Here is an 18514-nt window from a genome sequence, read left to right as displayed (position 1 = left end):
TATGACCGTCTATGTGCGCATCCTGCTTTACATCGTTTCCGGCTGGATGGTTTCGTCCGGCCTGATCAACGAGGAAGTGAAGCGGATCATAACCACCGATCCGGCTGTTGCCGATGGCGTGCAGCTGGTGCTGGCCGGACTGGTCTCATCCATTTCGCTCTACTGGTGGAAGCTCGCCCGGCGCTTCGGGTGGAAAACATGATTGCCTGGATCAAAACCCGCCTCATGGCCCTTGTAGGCGGCATGGTGGGCGCGGCGGTGATGCTGCTGGCTATGTTCATATTCTTTTTGCCGCAAGCCCGCCAGGAGGGCCGTGAGGCGGAAAGAGCCGCAATTGCACAAGCCGCACTCGATGCGGTCAAGGAAAGGGTGAAGGACGATGCTGAACGCGAGGCGCTTTCTGCTTACGATCTCTGTGTTGACTATTTCCGCCATCGCGGCCGGGTGCCAGAATGCGACGGTCTCCGGGTGCGGACCCTTCGTGAAGAATAACCTTAGCCCGGCCGGTTTCGTGGCGCTGGCCCAGGCCGACCGCACCGCGCTCAACAACATCACCGGCAATGATGCGGCCGGCGAGCGCCTTGGATGTTGGTAACGATGGCTGAAACCGATCAGATCACAAACTTGATCCTGCAGCGCATGGACCAGCTTCAAAACAGCATTGATAACGTCGACCGGCGGATGGTCACATCCGAGGATCGCGCATCCGCAAGCCGTCGCAGCATGCATCGCCGGCAGGAAGAACAGGGCCAGAAGCTGGTCGCAATTGAACACCGTCTCGGATCCGTCGAAAAATCGGTCAGCGACGCCGCCCCCACGCTTGAAGACTACGCCATGACAAAGGCCAAGGTGGAAGGCGCAGGCGCGCTGGGGCGCTTTCTGTGGACGCTGGGCGGGGTGTTGCTGGCAATCGCTCTCTGGATTGTCGCCCGATGGGATGGCCTGATTGCCTGGCTGACATCGCGTTAGTGACCGTGTGACCCGCGTGTGACTTTTTCCAAAAATAAAGTCACAAATGAAGTCACAAGAAAAGTCACAAATTTACTTAACTGAATGAATTTAAAGGAAAAAATGGTGGGTGATGTAGGTCTCGAACCTACGACCCGCTGATTAAGAGTCAGCTGCTCTACCAACTGAGCTAATCACCCACGATAACGGCGCGTTCGCGTCGTGTGAGGGGCGTATAACGGGGATTCGCAGGCTTGTCCAGCGTCCTGTTTGATTTTTTCGAGGGCAAATTCCTTTTTCTTTACAAAGCCGGAAATGCCCCCTCCTGTTCCTGCCGCAGAATGAACCCGTTTCGATCCAAAGCGCGCTAAAGCAGGGTCCCGCGCGCAACGCAAATAGCCTGCCCGCCAATACGTGCCGCAGCGACCTCGCCGCTTGCACCGGTTTCAAGATTGAGCCGGATATAGGAGGGCCGCTCCATTTCGACGCCCTGTTCGATGACGAAGGAGTGCGAGCCCTCGCCCGGCGCGTCGAAATACTGGATGGCGCCGGAAAACGCAGCCGCGGCGGAGCCGGTGGCGGGATCCTCAACGATCGCATCCACCGCGAACATGCGCGTATGAAAATGGGCATCGTGACGCACGCCACCGCGGGTATAGGCATAAGCCCAGGTCGGCAGACCGTCGACAAGCGGGGTGAAGGACTGCCAGAGCCGCGGATCGAAATCGAGCTTTTCCATTACATTGAGATTGCGCACCGGAATGAACGCATACGGCACGCCTGCCGACCAGATTGTCGGCACATGGTTTTCGAAACCGATTTCCTCGACGGTTATGCCCAGCGCCTCGGCAAGCTTCTCGCGGGCGATGGCTTCATCACTGCGACGGGAAAGCTTCGGCAGGTCGAATTCGGCAAAGCCCGCCGCGTCCTGCCGCAGCTTTACCGCACAGCGCACCGGACCGATCTTTTCGCCGAGAACGGAAACCATATCGATTTCCGTATCGCCGCCATGCTGGCGTTCGGCAAGCGCGACAGCCGCGCCGACCGTCGGATGCCCGGCAAAGGGCAGTTCGCCGCTCGGCGTGAAGATGCGTGCTGCAGCAGACTGCGAGACATGTTGCGCCGACAAGAGGAAAATCGTCTCGGACAGATTGAATTCGCAAGCGATCGCCTGCATTTCCGTATCGCTCAGCCCATCGGCCTCGAAAACGACAGCCAGGGGATTGCCGTGATAGCGTTCCGCCGTAAACACATCGTAGATTGCATATTCGCGCATCTCAGCAAAAGCTCCTCTGCCATTTCGCCGGATAGTCTTTCCTCACGCCCGACCGCCGAAAATCAGATCCAGTGCCGGCGGCATTGAATGGGAGTAATCGAAATTATCCCTGTTGTCGCTGGTAATTGCCAGAACGGCGTCGATTTCTTTTTCCGTATCCTGACGCATATGCTGATGAACTTTTGCCATAAGCGCGTCGGCGTCAAGCGCGGACCGGAAAAAGCGGTAGAACATGACGATCTGGCCATGGCGGGCGCAGTAATAATCAGGCCCCGCCTCCATCTCGTCCAGCGCAAGGCCGGTTTCCTCCGCCACTTCGCGCGCCATATTAGCATCGATATCGATGCGCCCGTCGACAATGTCGTCTTCTTCCAGCGACCCGGAAGCGCAATAGACCTTGCCGGCATTGGCGGTGATGCTGCTCATGCGGATCGCAATGACCGCATCATCGGCCGACTGGATCACCGGCATGGCGAAACTGTGAAAGGTCGGTGGCGCTTCCGGCTGTTTGCGCCACCACAGATGGTAGGCATAAGGCACGATCTGACCTCTGGCGCGCACGGCACCGTCACAGAGATCAACCTGGTTGAGCGTGACCAGACGGCCATTGAAAAGATGCGGATTGGCCGCCTTTTCCTGCGCCCAGTTGGCTTCCACCGCGCCATCGAACGGCTTCAGATCCACCGCCGCGTCATCGGTGATGCGAATGTCGATTTCACGAAGCGGAAAGGCCTTGTTTTCCGGTGGCCAGTCCTGCGGACAATCAAGAAGCGAAATGGGCATGGAATATCCTGAATTCTGCGAAAGCCAGTCATGAACGGCGCGCACGCTACAGCACGAACCTGACAAACAAAAGGCCCGCCATTGAGATGACGGGCCTTTCGGCTTTTGCAGTTAAAAATGCCGGAATTCAGGCGGCGGCTGCCAGTTCTTCACCCAAAACCGCACCAAGCCGCCGGATACCTTCATCAATGACCTCGGGTGCGCTGCACGAAAACGACAGGCGCAGGTGATTGCGCCCGCTGCCATCGGCATAAAAGGCATTGCCGGGCACGAAGGCAACCTTGGCCGTCTTCAACGACAGCGGCAGAAGCTCCGTGGCGTCCATCCGCTCAGGCAGCGTCAGCCAGATGAACATTCCGCCTTCCGGCCGGGTCCATTCCACACCTGCCGGCATATAGTCCGCCAGCGCCTTCAGCATCGCATCGCGCCGTTCACGATAGACCGTATTGATCTTCTCGGCCTGGGCTTCGAAACTGTTTTCGGCCACGCGCGCGATTGCCATCTGGTTGATGGTCGGCGAATGAAGGTCAGCCGCCTGCTTGGCCAGCACCAGCCGCTTTATGATCGGGGTTGCGGCGCAGACCCAGCCGACGCGAAGGCCCGGAGACAGCGTTTTGGAAAAGCTGCCGCAATAAAGCGTGCGGGTATTCTCAATGCCGCCGGAGCGCTCACAGTCCATCGCCAGAAGGGTTTTCTGGCGTTCACCCTCATAACGCAGGGCCCGATAGGCAGCGTCCTCGATCACGACGATATCGAGTGCGTCGGCAATATCGAGGAGTTTTTCACGCTCCATCGGCGTCAGCGATTCTCCCGTGGGATTTGCAAAATCCGCCGAAAGATAGGCGAACTTCACCCGGCTACCGGCCTTGTCGGCTGCAGCGCTATAGGCTTCGGGTGCTGCATTGCGCGAAAGGTCCAGCCGGTCGTAACGCGGTTCATAGGCGTTGAAGGCCTGCAGCGCGCCGAGATAGGTCGGCCAGCTCACAAGCGCGGTATCGCCCGGCGACAGCAGAAGCTTGCCGAGATAATCGAGCGCCTGCTGCGATCCCGAGGTGATAAAAATATTTTCCAGATCAGCATCGATACCACGCGCGCGCATGCGCTTGACGATCCACTCCCGCAGCCGCGGATAGCCCTCGCTCACCGAATACTGCAGCGCCTGGCCCGCCTCGGGGCCGGACAGGATATCGGAATAAGCTTCCTGAAACGCGTCATTGGGAAACAGCGCAGGGTCGGGAATACCGCCAGCAAAGGAAATGATGTCGGGCTGCTCGAGCAGTTTCAGAAGTTCGCGGATTTCGGACGCGCCCATCCTTTTGGCGCGCGTCGCGTAGATTTCTTCCCAGTCAAACATGGGGGTTTCCTCGAAGTCTTTTTTGATGGTCGAACATGACCACAATCGGCTATTTAAGTCAACAATGCTGACCTATTATTCGGCAACAAAACCGTGTTTTCAGACCGCACAGGGTAATATTCAGTCCCGATTTCGGCAAGTACGGTAATTTATAGCAATCGATCCGTGCAACGGGGCACCCAAGTCCAATCACGGCTACGCGGGAAACAGACGCCCAAACAGAAACGAACCGGGCAGCAAGGCCACCCGGTTCGCACATTTCATCGGTAATGAGGTAAAAGAGGCTTAGTTGCGCTCTTTGTCGACCAGTGCGCCCTTCTTGATCCAGGGCATCATGCCGCGCAGCTTTTCGCCGACTTCCTCGATCTGGTGACGGTCGTTGAGGCGGCGGGTTGCCTTGAAGCGGGCAGCGCCGGAATGCCATTCCTGCATCCACTCCGACGTAAACTTTCCGCTCTGGATGTCCTTGAGGACGGCCTTCATCGCAGCCTTGGTTTCCTCGGTGACGATGCGCGGGCCGGTGACGTATTCGCCCCATTCGGCCGTGTTCGAAATCGAGTAGTTCATGTTGGCAATGCCGCCTTCATAGATCAGGTCGACAATCAGCTTCACTTCGTGCAGGCATTCGAAATAGGCCATTTCCGGCGCATAACCGCCTTCGACCAGGGTTTCGAAACCGGCACGGATGAGCTCGACCAGACCGCCGCAGAGCACAGCCTGCTCACCGAAGAGGTCGGTCTCGCACTCTTCCTGGAAGGTGGTTTCGATGATGCCGGCACGGCCGCCGCCAACGCCCGAAGCATAGGACAGGGCAACATCAAGCGCATTGCCGGAAGCATCCTGCTCGACGGCAACGAGGCAGGGAACGCCGCCGCCGCGCTGATATTCGCCACGAACGGTGTGGCCGGGGCCCTTCGGCGCAATCATGATGACGTCAACGGTTTTCTTCGGCTCGATCAGGCCGAAATGGACATTGAGGCCGTGAGCAAAGGCAATCGCTGCGCCGTCACGGATGTTCGGGGCAATCTCGCTGTTGTAGATGCCGGCCTGCAACTCGTCCGGCGTCGCCATCATCATCAGGTCGGCCCATGCAGCAGCATCGGCAACGGTCTTGACCTCGAAACCGTCGGCTTCCGCCTTCTTGACGGTCGACGAACCGGCGCGCAGCGCGATGACGACATTCTTCGCACCGCTGTCCTTCAGGTTCAGCGCATGGGCGCGGCCCTGCGAGCCGTAGCCGATGATGGCCACATTCCGGCCGTTGACGAGATTGATATCCGCATCCTGATCGTAATAAACACGCATTGTCTTTCCTTCCCTTGACAAAAGCTTCACCTCACCGCGCTTGCGGCAGGCAATTCAGGTGGCCGCATAAAGCGTCCAGAATCTTTCCACAGCCCGTTCAGCACGCCGCTGGAACAGGCCGCGATCGGCGACCTCCCCGAGCAACAGGCGAACATGACTGTCACCGACGATGAGCCCGTACAACACCCGGTAGGCCTCGTCGCCATTGTCGAACACCAAAAGCCCCGAGCGCCGTCCGTCTTCCAGAAGCGCCCTCGCCCGCTGGTCGATCTGGCCGCGGCCACGCTCCAGAAGCATGCGGCCGAGCTTCTGCCCGTCCTTGGTAACACGCCCGATCGCAAGCCGGTTAAGCGCCAGCGACACGTCGCCGGCCAGCACCTCGAGAAGATCGTGGCCAAAAGCGCTGAGATGATGTTTCAGTTCATCGCCATCCAGCCGGTGCCCCGCACTTTCGAATGTGCGCACCTTGCTGGCCTGATAGGCGATCATGGCGGAAAGCAGGCCGTCACGGTCGCCGAACCATTTGTAGAGGCTTTCCTTCGAACAGCTTGCCGCGCGCGCAATGCCGGCCGTCGTGACAGACTTCTCGCCACCTTCGACCAGCAGCCGAAGCGCCTGTTCGAGAACCGCCTGCTGGCGGGGTGTAAAGTGAAGTTCGACCTCGACGTCTTCGATCAAGATGCAGCTCTCGCGTTCTGGTACTGTACGGTACGGTACCTTTTGCAGCAGTTTCCCGCCCCCGTCAAGCGTCTTGCAGCGGCGGACACAAATTTCCCGCCCACCGGCGCTCCATTGTTGACGACCGTCAGGACAGCGCAGTCGCGCGATTGTGAACGGCCTGAAACCGGCGGTCGTCCAGACGACCCGGAATGGCCCGATTTGTTCAATAGAAATGCAGATGAAACGCCTTAGTTGAGAGCGTAACGGCGCTGCAGCAGAAAATCTGCCAATATGATGTAATTTTTTTAATCAATCGATTGACTATCGGAAATCAAATCGCTAATTTCAACTCAACAACGCGGGTGATTTCTTTTTACCCGCCAGCCTTCATCGTGATGCGGCTCCTGTAAGGCACGTCTCTGCCCCATCAGATCAGCACGTTTACGATGACCTCCGGAAACACCCCGACAGAACCCTGCGTCGGGGTGTTTCTCGTTTATCCCTTATGATTTCTCGGAAAACCTGCTTTCGCGCTCGTGCTGCACCTGTCGGCACCGTCGCAATCGGATGCGTACCGGCGTGCCGCTGCTACGCGATGGTCCGATAAAAGCTTAGGGAAAAATTAACACTATCGCGGAACAGGAAGCCCGCTGTCGCCGTTATGGCGGTATATCTTCACAAGACCTCCAGCAGGCACCCCGGCATTTCCCCGCGCCGGGGTGTTTGTGTTTTAGCGGTCCTGACCTTCTTCGCTGTCGAAGCGCTGGCGAGCCTCGTGGACAAGGTGCCGATTATCCCTGGCCCAGACCACAACTCCATGCCAGGCTTCCAGGAATGAGTGCCCCGCTTCCGTCAGCGCATATTCAACCTGCGGCGGCTGTGTCGGGTAGACCGTGCGTGTGATGTAGCCGTCGCGCCTGAGGTCGGTCAGCGACTTGGTCAGCATGCGCTGCGAGATATCGGGCGCAAAGCGCTTCAATTCCGAAAACCGCCGCGGACCATCGCTGAGCGCCAGCAGAAGCAGCGTGCTCCATTTGCCCGACACCCGGCTCAGGACATCGCGGACCGGACATGATTCAATGTCGCGCGCACCCAGCAATGTTTCCATCCTGTCTTGAAAGAGCTTGTCCATGGTCATGCCTTCCCCGGTTACACGCGTGTAACCGCGCCACAAAAGAGTGCCTTCTTTACAATCGCTCCGGTATCCATACATGAAGGAAAGTCTCATTTCGAGACCATATCTCGGACGGGAAAGGATAGATCATGACAGACACGACAGTTCTGGTTACAGGCGCCTCCGGCAAGCTTGGCCGCAAAACACTCGATTTTCTGCTTGCTTCCGGCAAGCCGGCAGACCAGATTATCGCGACCACGCGCACCGTAGAAAAACTTGCCGACTATGCAGCAAAGGGCGTGACGGTCCGCAAGGCGGATTTCAACGCCCCCGACACGCTTGCCGAGGCCTTTGCCGGCGCCGAGCGGATAGCCATCATCTCGACGGATGCGATCGATCCCGGTTCCGACCGCACGGAGCAGCACGGCAACGCGGTCGCAGCCGCCGCGCGCGCAGGTGCGCGTCACCTCGTCTATACATCCCTGCCCGATCCCGAAAATTCGAAGATCAGCTTTGCCCCCGATCACCTGGGATCGGAGAAAGCCGTCATTGCCAGCGGCATTGCCTATACCATTCTGCGCAACAGCTGGTATCAGGAGAACCTGTTGATGAGCCTGCCGGACGCCTTTGCAAAAGGCGTGTGGTCAAGTGCCGCCGGGACCGGAAAACAGGCCTTCATCGGGCATGACGACTGCGCCCGCGCGGTGGCAGCGGCACTGCTTTCCGACAGTGACGAAAGCAGGATCCTGACGCTGACGGACGGCGAAAGCCGCACCGTGGACGAGATCGCAGCGCTTGCGAGCGAAGTGACCGGCAAACCGCTCAAGGTCGAACACATCGAGATCGAAACCCTGCGCACCGGCCTCGGTTCAGCCGGCCTGCCCTCCTTCGTGGTCGACCTCATGGTCAGCACCGACGCGAATGTCCGCGCCGGCGGCTTCGACATTGTCAATGACGATTTCGAGCAGTTGACCGGCCGCAAGCCCCGTTCGCTGCGGGCCTTCTTCGAGGAAAACAAGGCCGCATTCTAGGCGGCATGCTTGGCAAGGCCTGCTGCTGATCGCACCGGTTCCGGCCAAAGGGCCGGATCAGATGTGCTCGCCGCAGGCCCTGCGGAACCGGCGAACGCTTTCGGCCATGCCGTATTCCAGGGCATCGGCCGTCAGCCCGTGGCCGATGGAAACTTCGCAAAGATCGGGAATATGGCGGGTCAGAAGCGGCAGATTGCCAACCGTCAGGTCGTGCCCGGCATTGACGCCAAGCCCCAGTTCAGACGCGATCGCGGCCGTCTCGCCAAGCTGGGCGGCCATTGCCTTCTGCTGGTCCGGCGCATCATAGGCACCGCCATAGGGACCGGTGTAGAGCTCGATCCGGTCGGCCCCGACGGACTGCGCAGCCACGAGCTGCTCCCGGCTTGCATCGCCATCCGCAAACAGCGAAATGCGGACATTCTTCTTTTTCAGGCGTGAAATCGTGCGCTTCAAAAGGTCGAGATTTCCGATAAAATCCCAGCCGTGATCGGAGGTCGACTGGGCAGGATCGTCAGGCACCAGGGTCACCTGCTCCGGCTCGCTTTCGAGACACAGACCGATGAAGTGATCGCTCGGATATCCTTCGATATTGAATTCGGCCTCGGGAAATTCATCGTCGATCAGCGCCCGGATGACCGGCAGGTCGGAAAACCGGATATGGCGCTGGTCCGGCCGCGGATGAACCGTCAGGCCATAGGCGCCGGCCTCCAGCGCAATCCGGCCAAGACGGCGCACGCTCGGCCATGGCAGGTCGCGCCGATTGCGAAGCTGCGCGATTGCATTCAGATTAACGGAAAGTCTCGCGACCATTTTTCCCTCCGCAGGTCAGAGGTTCCGCGGATACATAATCGGCGTCCTCAACGAAATAGCATATTTCGAAACACTCGCTCATGCAATTTGCACATCGGCGAACGTTCCGAACCGAAAATCGATCCAACATTGAGCGTTTTAAACAGACATTTCAATAAGATAAATGTAAAAAACTGTGAACAAACTTGAAGCGCTCAATCACCCGCACAGCGGCACGCCTCGCCGTTTCAGCGGCCCCGCCACAAGCCGCGACGTGCAGGAATCGAACCGTCACATACGCGCGCTGAGAACTTCAGAAACAGCTAAAGCACGAATTAGCGCTGACAATGCAAGATGATACGCGGACGACTTCACGGATTTTCAGTGTCTTCACCCGAATAGGTCACCGGCTCTTTCTGCAGGCCGGGCGCGGGTGTTTCGGTGTTCATCGTCATGATGCTGGCGGCGAGACCAATCTTTCTGAACTCCGTCGGGCTGACCCGGAAATAGCGCCGGAACACTTTCGCGAAGTAATTCGGATCGGCAAAACCGGCCATGCCCGAGACCTCCTTGATCGTGTGGTCGCCGCTTGCCAGAAGCCGGGTCGCCTGCCTGAGACGGCGCAACAGCACATATTCGGCAGGCGGCATACCTTCCGACTGCGCGAACAGCCGCGAGAAATGCGCGCGGCTGAAGCCCGAGACTTCCGCCAGCCGGTCGACCGGCAGCGGCTTGTCCAGATTGGCGTCGATATAATGGGTAACGCGCTGCATTGCCCGGCTTTCCACCGGCGGCATCGCATGCGCACCGAAGACGTCGTCATAAAGCAGCATCGTCGCCTCATAGGCAACGGCAGAGGCGCGCGCCGGGGTGTCGGTTTCCGACGAGAGCAAACGGCCGAGGCAGTTGGCAAGCTCATCGACGGTTTTGTCTTTCAGCTTCAGCACCGGCCCGGACGTCGCCAGCACCGCCCTTTGGATGCGCATAGCTTCCTCGCCGTTCAGGGAAATCCAGAAGAACTCCCAATAGCCGCCCTCCTCCAGCCAGTAGCGGTGGTTGTGCGGGATCAGCGTGAGCATGGTTTCACCCGGCCGGATACGATAGGTCTGGTTTTCAAAACGCAGGTTTCCTTCACCGGCGATCGTGTACTGGATCACCGAAAACGGGCTTTGCCCGCGCCGCCTGCCATCCCACTGATAATCCGGCCGCGTTCTGACTTCATACCCGGCGCTCACCGGCATGGCATGCAGGTCCTGATGGCCGCGTGGTAGCGAAATCAGTCGCCCGATTGGCGCTTTTTTACGCAGTTCCTGCAGCACAAAATTACCCATGAAAGCACAATCCCTCTCTGTGATGTCCCCATGACTGCTGCATAATGGATATCGGGAGTTTGAAACACAAGCGCTACAGGCAGAACATATCCATCGGGACCGACCTTGACCTGTCGCCCCCCAGTGGATGAATTGATCGCGTCTGCAGCATTGGATTTTACCCTTTTGTTGGTTCTTGTTTCAGGGAGGCGGCTATGAGCGCTTTCAAAATAGCCATTATCGGCGCAGGCAGCGTCGGTTTCACCAAGACACTTTTCAAGGATATCCTGTGCGTTCCGGAGTTCGCGGATATCGAAGTGGCGCTGACGGATGTCAGTGAAAAAAATCTGACGATGGTCAAAACCATCCTCGACAAGATCGTGGAGGCAAACGGACTGCCGACCACCGTCACCGCAACCACCGACCGCCGCAAGGCAATCGAGGGTGCGCGCTATGTGATTTCCTGCGTGCGCGTCGGTGGACTTGAAGCCTATGCGGACGATATCCGCATTCCGCTGAAATACGGTGTCGACCAGTGCGTCGGCGATACGATCTGCGCCGGCGGCATTCTATACGGCCAGCGCAACATTCCGGTGATTCTGGATTTCTGCAAGGATATCCGCAAGCTTGCCGAGCCCGGCGCCCGGTTCCTCAATTATGCCAACCCGATGGCGATGAACACCTGGGCGGCGAATGAATACGGCAAGGTCGATACGATCGGTCTTTGCCACGGTGTCCAGCACGGCGCCGAGCAGATTACCGAGGTTCTCGGCGCGAAACCGGGTGAACTCGATTATGTCTGCTCGGGCATCAACCATCAGACCTGGTTCACCGATCTGCGCGTCAATGGCCGCAAAATCGAAAAGGATGAACTGATTGCCGCTTTCGAGGCGCATCCGGTCTTCTCGAAGCAGGAAAAGGTCCGCATCGATGTGCTGAAGCGCTTCGGCGTCTATTCGACCGAGAGCAACGGTCACCTTTCCGAATACCTGCCCTGGTACCGCAAGCGCCCGGAGGAAATCACCCGCTGGATCGACATGTCGGAATGGATCCACGGCGAAACCGGCGGTTATCTGCGTCACACCGCGGAAAACCGCAACTGGTTCGAAACCGAGTATGACGGTTTTCTCAAGGATGCGGCCAAGCCCATCGACCCGGCAAAACGCTCCAGCGAGCATGCAAGCTACATCCTCGAGGGACTGGAGACAGGCCGGGTCTATCGCGGCCACTTCAACCGCAAGAACAACGGCGTGATCACCAATCTGCCGGATGACTGCATCATCGAATCGCCCGGCTTTGTCGACCGCTTCGGCCTCAACATGGTCGCCGGCATCACGCTTCCGGAAGCCTGCGCGGCAACCTGCATGGCGTCCGTCAATGTTCAGCGCATGTCGGTTCATGCGGCCGTGACAGGCGATATCGAACTTCTGAAGCTCGCCGTCCTGCACGATCCGCTGGTCGGCGCCGTCTGCACGCCGGAGGAAGTGTGGCAGATGGTCGATGAGATGGTCGTTGCCCAGGCCGCATGGCTGCCGCAATATGCCCATGCCATCGAAGGCGCAAAGGAGCGGCTCGCCAAGGCAACGGTCAGGACGCGCGAATGGGAAGGCGCTGCCCGCCGGCACATCCGCTCGGTTGACGAAATGCGTGCGGAAAAGGAAGCCGAGCGCGCGGCGGCCAACGCCTGACTTTGTTCATCTTGACCGGTTCGGCGGCGCGCCGGGCCGGTCTTTCCTGTTCCGGCGGCCTGTGGGTAGGAGCCTTGCTGGCGGATCAACCGGCGAAAGGTCGAGCACCTTCGCTTTCAGTGTCAACGAGGGAGGACGACACGATGACATCTCACCTTGCTGCCCGGCATCTGACCAGCTTTCTGGCTGCCGGGATTTCAACGCTCGCACTTGTCTCCGGCGCAATGGCCTCGGAAATGACAATCGTGCCGCAGCAGCCGGATTTCCCGGCGCAATCGAAGATCACCTATGTACCGCGCGACGCAATCGAGGAATTCAGGTCGCTGCCGTCATATTCAGAGCCGGAATGGGTGACCGAAAAATTCGTCGACGCTGGTACATTGCCGCCGGTGGAAGAACGCCTTCCCGCCGAGCCGCTCGTCTTCAAGACCGGCAATATGCCCGATGGTATCGGCGTTTACGGCGGAACCCTGCGCCATGTGATCGGCGGCCGGCCCGAGGGCTGGAACTATCAGGCAGGCCAGAGCACCGGCTGGGGCGGCATCGACATCGGCATGTTCGAATGCCTGACGCGCACAGCACCGCTCTATCAGGTCGAAGCCAGTGACATGGAACCGCTGCCCAACCTTGCCAAGAGCTGGGACTGGTCGGAAGACGGCCACACGCTGACCATGCACCTGATCGAGGGCGCAAAGTGGTCCGACGGCGTGCCGTTTACCTCTGAAGACGTGATCTTCATGTGGGAAGACAATATCGTCGACCCGAATGTGACACCGCTCAACGGCGCATCGCGCGAGACCTTCGGCTCTGACACGACGCTGAAAGCCCTTGACGACTACACCGTTGAATGGACCTTCGCGGAGGCTTTCCCGCGCCAGTATCTGTTCAACATGGCCTATGGCAATTTCTGCCCCGGCCCGGCGCATATCATGAAAACCAAGCACCCCCGGTATGCCGATACGACCTATGACGAGTATCGCAACGGCTTTCCGCCGGAAATGCTGAACTGGCCGGTCATGGGCGCGTGGGCGCCGGTGGAGTACCGCCCGGACGATATCGTGGTGCTGCGCCGCAATCCCTATTACTGGAAGGTCGATGAGGAAGGCCATCAGCTGCCCTATATCGATGAATTGCAATACAAGCTCTCGACCTGGGCCGACCGCGACATTCAGACGATTGCCGGTTCCGCCGACCTTTCCAACCTCGAACAGCCGGAAAACTTTGTCGTTGCGCTGCGCCGCGCCGCTGAAGAGGAGGCCCCCGCACGCCTCGCCTTCGGCCCGCGCCTGATCGGCTACAACATGCGTCTGAACCTTTCCGGCAATGGCTGGGGCGAGCCGGATGAACGGGCGCAGGCGGTGCGCGAACTCAACCGCAATTCCGAATTCCGCAAGGCCGTGACCATGGCGATTGACCGCCAGGCGCTCGGCGATTCTCTCGTGCGCGGCCCCTTCACCGCGATTTATCCCGGCGGCCTTAATTCCGGCACCAGCTTTTATGATCGGGATTCGACCTATTATTACCCTTATGATCCCGAAGGCGCGCAGGAAATCCTTGCCTCGCTCGGCCTTGAGGACACCGATGGCAACGGCTTCGTCAACTGGCCGGCCGGCACACTGAATGGCGACGACGTCAATATCGTCCTGCTTGTGAGCTCGGCCTACAATACCGACGTCAACCTTGCCGAAGGCGTGATCGGGCAGTTGCAGCAGGTCGGCCTGCGCGTGGTTCAGAATGCGATCGAGAACAATCAGTATGAATCGATGCGCTATGGCGGCGATTTCGACTGGTTGATCCTGCGCAATTCCCCGGCGCTTGCATCGGTGGTTCAGGGCACGACATCTCTGGCGCCTGTCGGACCGCGCACCAGCCACAATCACCGTGCGGGGCCGGATGGCACGCTCGACCTGCTGCCCCATGAGGAACAGCTTGTCGATATCGTCAACCAGTTCATCGCCACCAGCGATGATGAAGAACGCACCGAGCTGATGAAACAGTATCAGAAAGTGGCGACGCAAAACGTCGATACGGTCGGCCTGACGGAATTCCCCGGTGCGCTGATCGTCAACAAGCGTCTCGACAATGTCGCCTCCGGTGCGCCGATCTTCATGTTCAACTGGGCTGAAGATGCGATCATCCGCGAGCGCATGTTCGTGCCGACCGACGAGCAGCAGGACTATCAGCTGTTCCCGCAAACCCTGCCCGGCAAACCGGGCGCCGACGGCCCGGTCAGCGGCTGACGGCGTGGCGGCCTTCGTGAAAGGTCGCCGCCAACGCCAAGGGACCGGGAGCCGATACTCTCCCCGGCTGCCGGTCCCGATCATAGAGCGCCGCGCGCATCATGAATGCGAAATGCGGCTCTATAAAACGGAATTCGCGTATCGAAAAACCGGATCAACCGGATGATGCGCCAAAGGGATGCAGGGACCAATGGCACGATTTCTTTTCAACCGGATCATGTCGGGGCTGATGCTGCTGTTCGTGCTCAGCATCGTGACCTTCGCCATCATCCAGGCACCGCCCGGCGATTACAGCGACTATATCCGCTCGCAGGCGATCAACCAGGGCGGCGCCTCCTTCGAACAGGCGGACCGGCAGGCGCAGGCCTATCGTGAATCACACGGCCTCGATGATCCGCTTCCCCTGCAATATGTGAACTGGATCACGGGCATCGTCTTCCACGGCGATTTCGGCCAGAGCCTTTACTACAACAAGCCGGTTTCCGATGTCGTCGCCGAGCGGCTGCCGCGCACGCTGGCGCTGGCGCTGACCTGCCACATACTGGCCTCGATATTCGGCATCGGCTTCGGCATTGTGGCGGCGACGCGACAATATAGCTGGATCGATACGGCGCTGTCGGGGGTCGCCTTTCTCGGCATGACGGTGCCGCGCTTCCTGATGGCGCTCATCATCGTCTATGTTCTCGTCTTCCATTTCGACGTCAACGAAGTGGGCAGTTTCTTCTCTCCCCAATATGGCGGCGCGCCCTGGTCATGGGGCAAGTTCACCAATCTTGTGCATCACATATGGCCGGTGGTCGCCATCGCGACATTCGGCGGGCTGGCCTATAATATGCGGGTCATGCGCGGCAATCTGCTCGATACGCTGAACATGCAATATGTCGAGACGGCGCGCGCCAAGGGACTTTCGGAGCGCAAGGTGATCATGCGCCATGCCGTGCCCAATGCGCTGCATCCCCTCGTCATGTATCAGGGCGTTGTCCTGCCCTACATGCTGACCGGCGAAATCGAAGTCGCCATCATCTTCGCGCTGCCGACCGTCGGCCCGGCAATTGTCGGCTCCATGCAGGTCGGTGATGTCTATGTCACGGCAACCTTCATGCTGCTGCTGTCGGCAATGTTGCTGATCGGCAATATCATCGCCGACCTTCTGCTTGTCGCCCTTGATCCGCGCGTCAGACAGACCGGGAGGGCTTCGGCATGACCGACAATATTCTTGAAACCGTCGACACCGTCAAAGAACCGGACGCCAACAAGAACGAAACCTATCTGGCGCTGGTCTGGCGCCGGCTGAAACGCTCGTTTTCCGGCATGATGGGGCTGATCCTGGTGGTCTTGCTGCTGTTCATCGCCATCTTCGCCGATTTCCTGTCGCCGGCCGATCCCCGCGTCACCGGTCAGGCCTACCAGCCGCCGCAGATGGTGACCGTCTTCGGCAAGGACGGCGAATTCGTATTTCCCCCGCGCGCCTATCCGCTGGGCGATACCGGCGAACTCGACCCGGTCACCTTCCAGCCGCTCGTCGGCAAGGATTACGACAACCCGCAGATCATCGGCCTGTTCGTGAAGGGCGCGCCCTACAAGCTGTTCGGCCTCATTCCCGCCAACCGGCATTTCATCGGCGCAACCGATGGTACGGTCATCCATTTCCTCGGCACCGACAAGCTCGGCCGTGATGTGCTGTCGCGCATTCTCTACGGTTCGCGCATTTCGCTGCTGATCGCGCTCACCGTGGTCACGGTCGTCACCATCGTCGGCACATCCGTCGGCATGACATCCGGCTATTTTGGCGGGCCGGTGGATTCCTGGATCCAGCGCTTCGTCGAACTGGTGCTCGCCTTTCCGCAACTGCCCTTCTATCTGGCGCTGGCATCGCTCATTCCCGTCACCGCCCCGACCAAGGTGTTTCTCGGCTTCGTCATCGCCGTGATGTCGGCGCTTGGCTGGGCGCAGATGTCGCGTGAGGTGCGCGGCAAGACCATGGGTCTGGTGCGCATGGACTATGTGCGGGCGGCGATTGCCGTCGGCGCCACCGACAAGCGCATCATCTTCCGCCATATCCTGCCGAACGTGATGAGCCATGTGATCGTTGCGGTCACGCTTGCCATCCCGACGGTCGTGCTGCTCGAAGCCTTCCTCGGTTTCCTCGGCTTTGCGGTCAAACCGCCGATGATCTCCTGGGGGCTGATGCTGCGCGATACCTCCAACTATTCGGTGATCGGCGCCTATCCCTGGCTGCTGTCGCCCGTTGCCTTCGTGCTTCTGACCGTTTTCGCCTTCAATGCCTTCGGCGACGGCCTGCGCGATGCCATCGACCCCTATTGAGAAGGAGACGCTTTCAATGACTGACGAACTCAGACATGACACCGCGCCCTCCGAACGGCGCGACGATCACGAAAAACAGGGCGAGCCGATTATCGATGCCCGCAATGTCGCCGTCGATATCACCGTCGAGGATGGCACGGTCAACGCCGTACGCGATGTCTCCTTTCAGCTTTACCGCGGTGAAACCATCGCCATCGTCGGCGAGAGCGGCTCCGGCAAGTCGGTCACCGCCAGAACGGTGATGGGGCTGCTGCCGAAGCGGGCAAGCGTCGGCAAGGGCGCAACGATCACCTATGACGGCGACGACGTTCTCAAATTCTCCGAAAAGAAGCGCCGGCAGATGCGCGGCGCGCGCATTTCGATGATCTTTCAGGAGCCGATGAGTTCGCTCAATCCGATCTACACGATCGGTTCGCAGATCGTCGAAGCCATCCAGACCCATCGCCGCATCAGCCGCAAAAAGGCGGAGGAAGAGACACTGGAGCTTTTACGGCAGGTGCAGATCCCCGAACCGGAGGCGCGGCTCAAACAGTATCCGCACCAGCTCTCCGGCGGCCAGCGCCAGCGCGTGATGATCGCTATGGCGCTCGCCAACAAGCCGGACGTGCTGATCGCCGACGAACCCACCACCGCGCTTGACGTCACGGTTCAGGCGCAGATCCTCGGCCTGATCCGGGACCTGCAGCTCGAACTCGGCATGGCCGTCATCCTGATCACCCACGACCTGACCGTGGTTCAGCATTTCTCGGACTATGTCTATGTGATGAGCGAGGGCGTGGTGCGCGAGCACAACACGACCAGGGCACTCTTCACCACCCCGCAGCACCCCTACACGAAAAAGCTGCTCGGCTCGGAACCCTCGGGCGAAGCCAATCCGCTGCCGGAAGGATCACAGACCATTCTGGAGGGCAAGGATGTCCGCGTCGCCTTCACGCTGAAGACCGGGACCTTCTTCAAGTCCAGCTACAGCCAGCTTGTCGCGGTCAATGATCTGTCGATCACGCTCAGGAAGCACGAAACGCTGGGGCTTGTCGGTGAAAGCGGATCGGGGAAGACCACCTTCGGACAGGCGCTGATGCGGCTGATCCATTCAGATGGCGGCACGGTGCTTTTCGACGACAAACACATCGAGGGGCTTTCCCGCGAACAGCTCAGGCCGCTGCGTTCGCGCATGCAGGTCGTGTTTCAGGACCCGTTTTCCTCGCTTAATCCGCGCATGACGGTCGGGCAGATCATCGAGGAAGGGCTGATCGTCAACGGCATCGGCTCATCCGGCAAGGACCGCAACGAGCGGGTGCGCGATGCGCTGGTCGATGCCGGTCTGCCGGGCTCCATCACCCATCGGTTTCCGCATGAATTTTCCGGCGGCCAGCGCCAGCGCATTGCCATCGCCCGCGCCGTGGCGCTGGAGCCGGAGTTCATTCTGCTCGATGAGCCGACCTCGGCGCTCGATCTTTCCGTGCAGGCGCAGATCATCGAACTTCTGCGCAAGCTGCAGAGCGAACGGGGCCTCAGCTATCTTTTCATCTCGCATGATCTGAAGGTCGTGCGGGCGCTCTGCCACCGTGTCTGCGTCATGCAGCACGGCAGAATCGTCGAACAGGGACCGGTGCGCGATGTGCTGGAAAACCCGCAGACAGAATACACGAAACGGCTGGTCAAGGCCGCGTTCGAAGTTGCCGCCTGAATTT

The 18514-nt window shown here is 59.5% G+C and carries 17 protein-coding genes and 1 tRNA gene; 9 read left to right on the top strand and 9 right to left on the bottom strand.

The features are described 5' to 3' along the window. Position 1: 1 nt before the first annotated feature. From ACHZCU_RS17170 to ACHZCU_RS17160, 3 genes are all read left to right on the top strand, one after another. Positions 2 to 202, top strand: coding sequence for a hypothetical protein (locus ACHZCU_RS17170; RefSeq protein ID WP_319519710.1), 201 nt, complete (start codon positions 2 to 4; stop codon positions 200 to 202). Next, complete coding sequence (locus ACHZCU_RS17165) at positions 199 to 492, top strand: hypothetical protein (RefSeq protein WP_319519709.1); 294 nt, start codon at positions 199 to 201, stop codon at positions 490 to 492. Before ACHZCU_RS17170 ends, ACHZCU_RS17165 begins: the two co-directional genes overlap by 4 nt. 105 nt (positions 493 to 597) lie before the next feature. Next, positions 598 to 969, top strand: a complete 372-nt coding sequence (locus tag ACHZCU_RS17160; RefSeq protein WP_319519708.1) for a DUF1515 family protein — start codon at positions 598 to 600, stop codon at positions 967 to 969. Between the two features lie 103 nt (positions 970 to 1072). On the opposite strand, the gene ACHZCU_RS17155 is transcribed toward ACHZCU_RS17160, so the two are convergent. From ACHZCU_RS17155 to ACHZCU_RS17125, 7 genes are all read right to left on the bottom strand, one after another. Continuing rightward, positions 1073 to 1148 (bottom strand) — tRNA-Lys (locus ACHZCU_RS17155). Between the two features lie 167 nt (positions 1149 to 1315). Then, a complete protein-coding gene (locus tag ACHZCU_RS17150; RefSeq protein WP_106301031.1) occupies positions 1316 to 2224 on the bottom strand; it encodes a PhzF family phenazine biosynthesis protein in 909 nt (302 codons plus the stop codon). A gap of 42 nt (positions 2225 to 2266) precedes the next feature. Next, positions 2267 to 3007: an NUDIX hydrolase gene (locus tag ACHZCU_RS17145; protein WP_319519707.1), complete on the bottom strand. Its 741-nt coding sequence runs from the start codon at positions 3005 to 3007 to the stop codon at positions 2267 to 2269. A 127-nt stretch (positions 3008 to 3134) separates the two neighbouring features. Then, entirely contained in the window at positions 3135 to 4361 is a 1227-nt protein-coding gene (locus ACHZCU_RS17140; RefSeq protein WP_319519706.1) for a PLP-dependent aminotransferase family protein, read from the bottom strand. Positions 4362 to 4646: 285 nt separating this feature from the next. Further along, positions 4647 to 5666 carry a ketol-acid reductoisomerase gene (gene ilvC, locus ACHZCU_RS17135; RefSeq protein WP_106301040.1) on the bottom strand — a complete coding sequence of 340 codons (1020 nt, stop codon included), beginning with the start codon at positions 5664 to 5666 and terminating at the stop codon, positions 4647 to 4649. Between the two features lie 54 nt (positions 5667 to 5720). Continuing rightward, positions 5721 to 6344: a TetR/AcrR family transcriptional regulator gene (locus ACHZCU_RS17130; RefSeq protein WP_394706085.1), complete on the bottom strand. Its 624-nt coding sequence runs from the start codon at positions 6342 to 6344 to the stop codon at positions 5721 to 5723. 712 nt (positions 6345 to 7056) lie between these two features. Continuing rightward, entirely contained in the window at positions 7057 to 7458 is a 402-nt protein-coding gene (locus tag ACHZCU_RS17125; protein ID WP_106301045.1) for a helix-turn-helix domain-containing protein, read from the bottom strand. Positions 7459 to 7589: 131 nt separating this feature from the next. Here ACHZCU_RS17125 and ACHZCU_RS17120 point away from each other — a divergent pair, with 131 nt between their 5' ends. Then, a complete protein-coding gene (locus ACHZCU_RS17120; protein WP_319519705.1) occupies positions 7590 to 8471 on the top strand; it encodes an SDR family oxidoreductase in 882 nt (293 codons plus the stop codon). A 57-nt stretch (positions 8472 to 8528) separates the two neighbouring features. Here ACHZCU_RS17120 and ACHZCU_RS17115 read toward each other — a convergent pair whose 3' ends face one another. Both ACHZCU_RS17115 and ACHZCU_RS17110 read right to left on the bottom strand, forming a co-directional pair. Next, the gene (locus ACHZCU_RS17115) at positions 8529 to 9281 is read right to left on the bottom strand and encodes a pyridoxine 5'-phosphate synthase (RefSeq protein ID WP_319519704.1); all 753 of its coding nucleotides are present in this window, start codon (positions 9279 to 9281) and stop codon (positions 8529 to 8531) included. Positions 9282 to 9631: 350 nt separating this feature from the next. Continuing rightward, positions 9632 to 10591 carry an AraC family transcriptional regulator gene (locus ACHZCU_RS17110; RefSeq protein WP_319519703.1) on the bottom strand — a complete coding sequence of 320 codons (960 nt, stop codon included), beginning with the start codon at positions 10589 to 10591 and terminating at the stop codon, positions 9632 to 9634. A gap of 194 nt (positions 10592 to 10785) precedes the next feature. Here ACHZCU_RS17110 and ACHZCU_RS17105 point away from each other — a divergent pair, with 194 nt between their 5' ends. From ACHZCU_RS17105 to ACHZCU_RS17085, 5 genes are all read left to right on the top strand, one after another. After that, positions 10786 to 12258 carry an alpha-glucosidase/alpha-galactosidase gene (locus ACHZCU_RS17105; protein ID WP_319519702.1) on the top strand — a complete coding sequence of 491 codons (1473 nt, stop codon included), beginning with the start codon at positions 10786 to 10788 and terminating at the stop codon, positions 12256 to 12258. Between the two features lie 143 nt (positions 12259 to 12401). Next, on the top strand, positions 12402 to 14498 hold the full coding sequence (locus ACHZCU_RS17100) for an ABC transporter substrate-binding protein (protein ID WP_319519701.1): 2097 nt from the start codon (positions 12402 to 12404) through the stop codon (positions 14496 to 14498). Between the two features lie 190 nt (positions 14499 to 14688). Continuing rightward, positions 14689 to 15702, top strand: coding sequence for an ABC transporter permease (locus tag ACHZCU_RS17095; RefSeq protein ID WP_106301062.1), 1014 nt, complete (start codon positions 14689 to 14691; stop codon positions 15700 to 15702). After that, on the top strand, positions 15699 to 16823 hold the full coding sequence (locus ACHZCU_RS17090; RefSeq protein ID WP_319519700.1) for an ABC transporter permease: 1125 nt from the start codon (positions 15699 to 15701) through the stop codon (positions 16821 to 16823). Before ACHZCU_RS17095 ends, ACHZCU_RS17090 begins: the two co-directional genes overlap by 4 nt. 16 nt (positions 16824 to 16839) lie before the next feature. Next, positions 16840 to 18510 carry an ABC transporter ATP-binding protein gene (locus ACHZCU_RS17085; RefSeq protein ID WP_319519699.1) on the top strand — a complete coding sequence of 557 codons (1671 nt, stop codon included), beginning with the start codon at positions 16840 to 16842 and terminating at the stop codon, positions 18508 to 18510. Positions 18511 to 18514: the final 4 nt, after the last annotated feature.

The sequence above is a fragment of the uncultured Martelella sp. genome, assembly GCF_963677965.2.
Lineage (GTDB): Bacteria > Pseudomonadota > Alphaproteobacteria > Rhizobiales > Rhizobiaceae > Martelella > Martelella mangrovi.
This window is presented reverse-complemented; position numbering and strand designations above follow the sequence as displayed.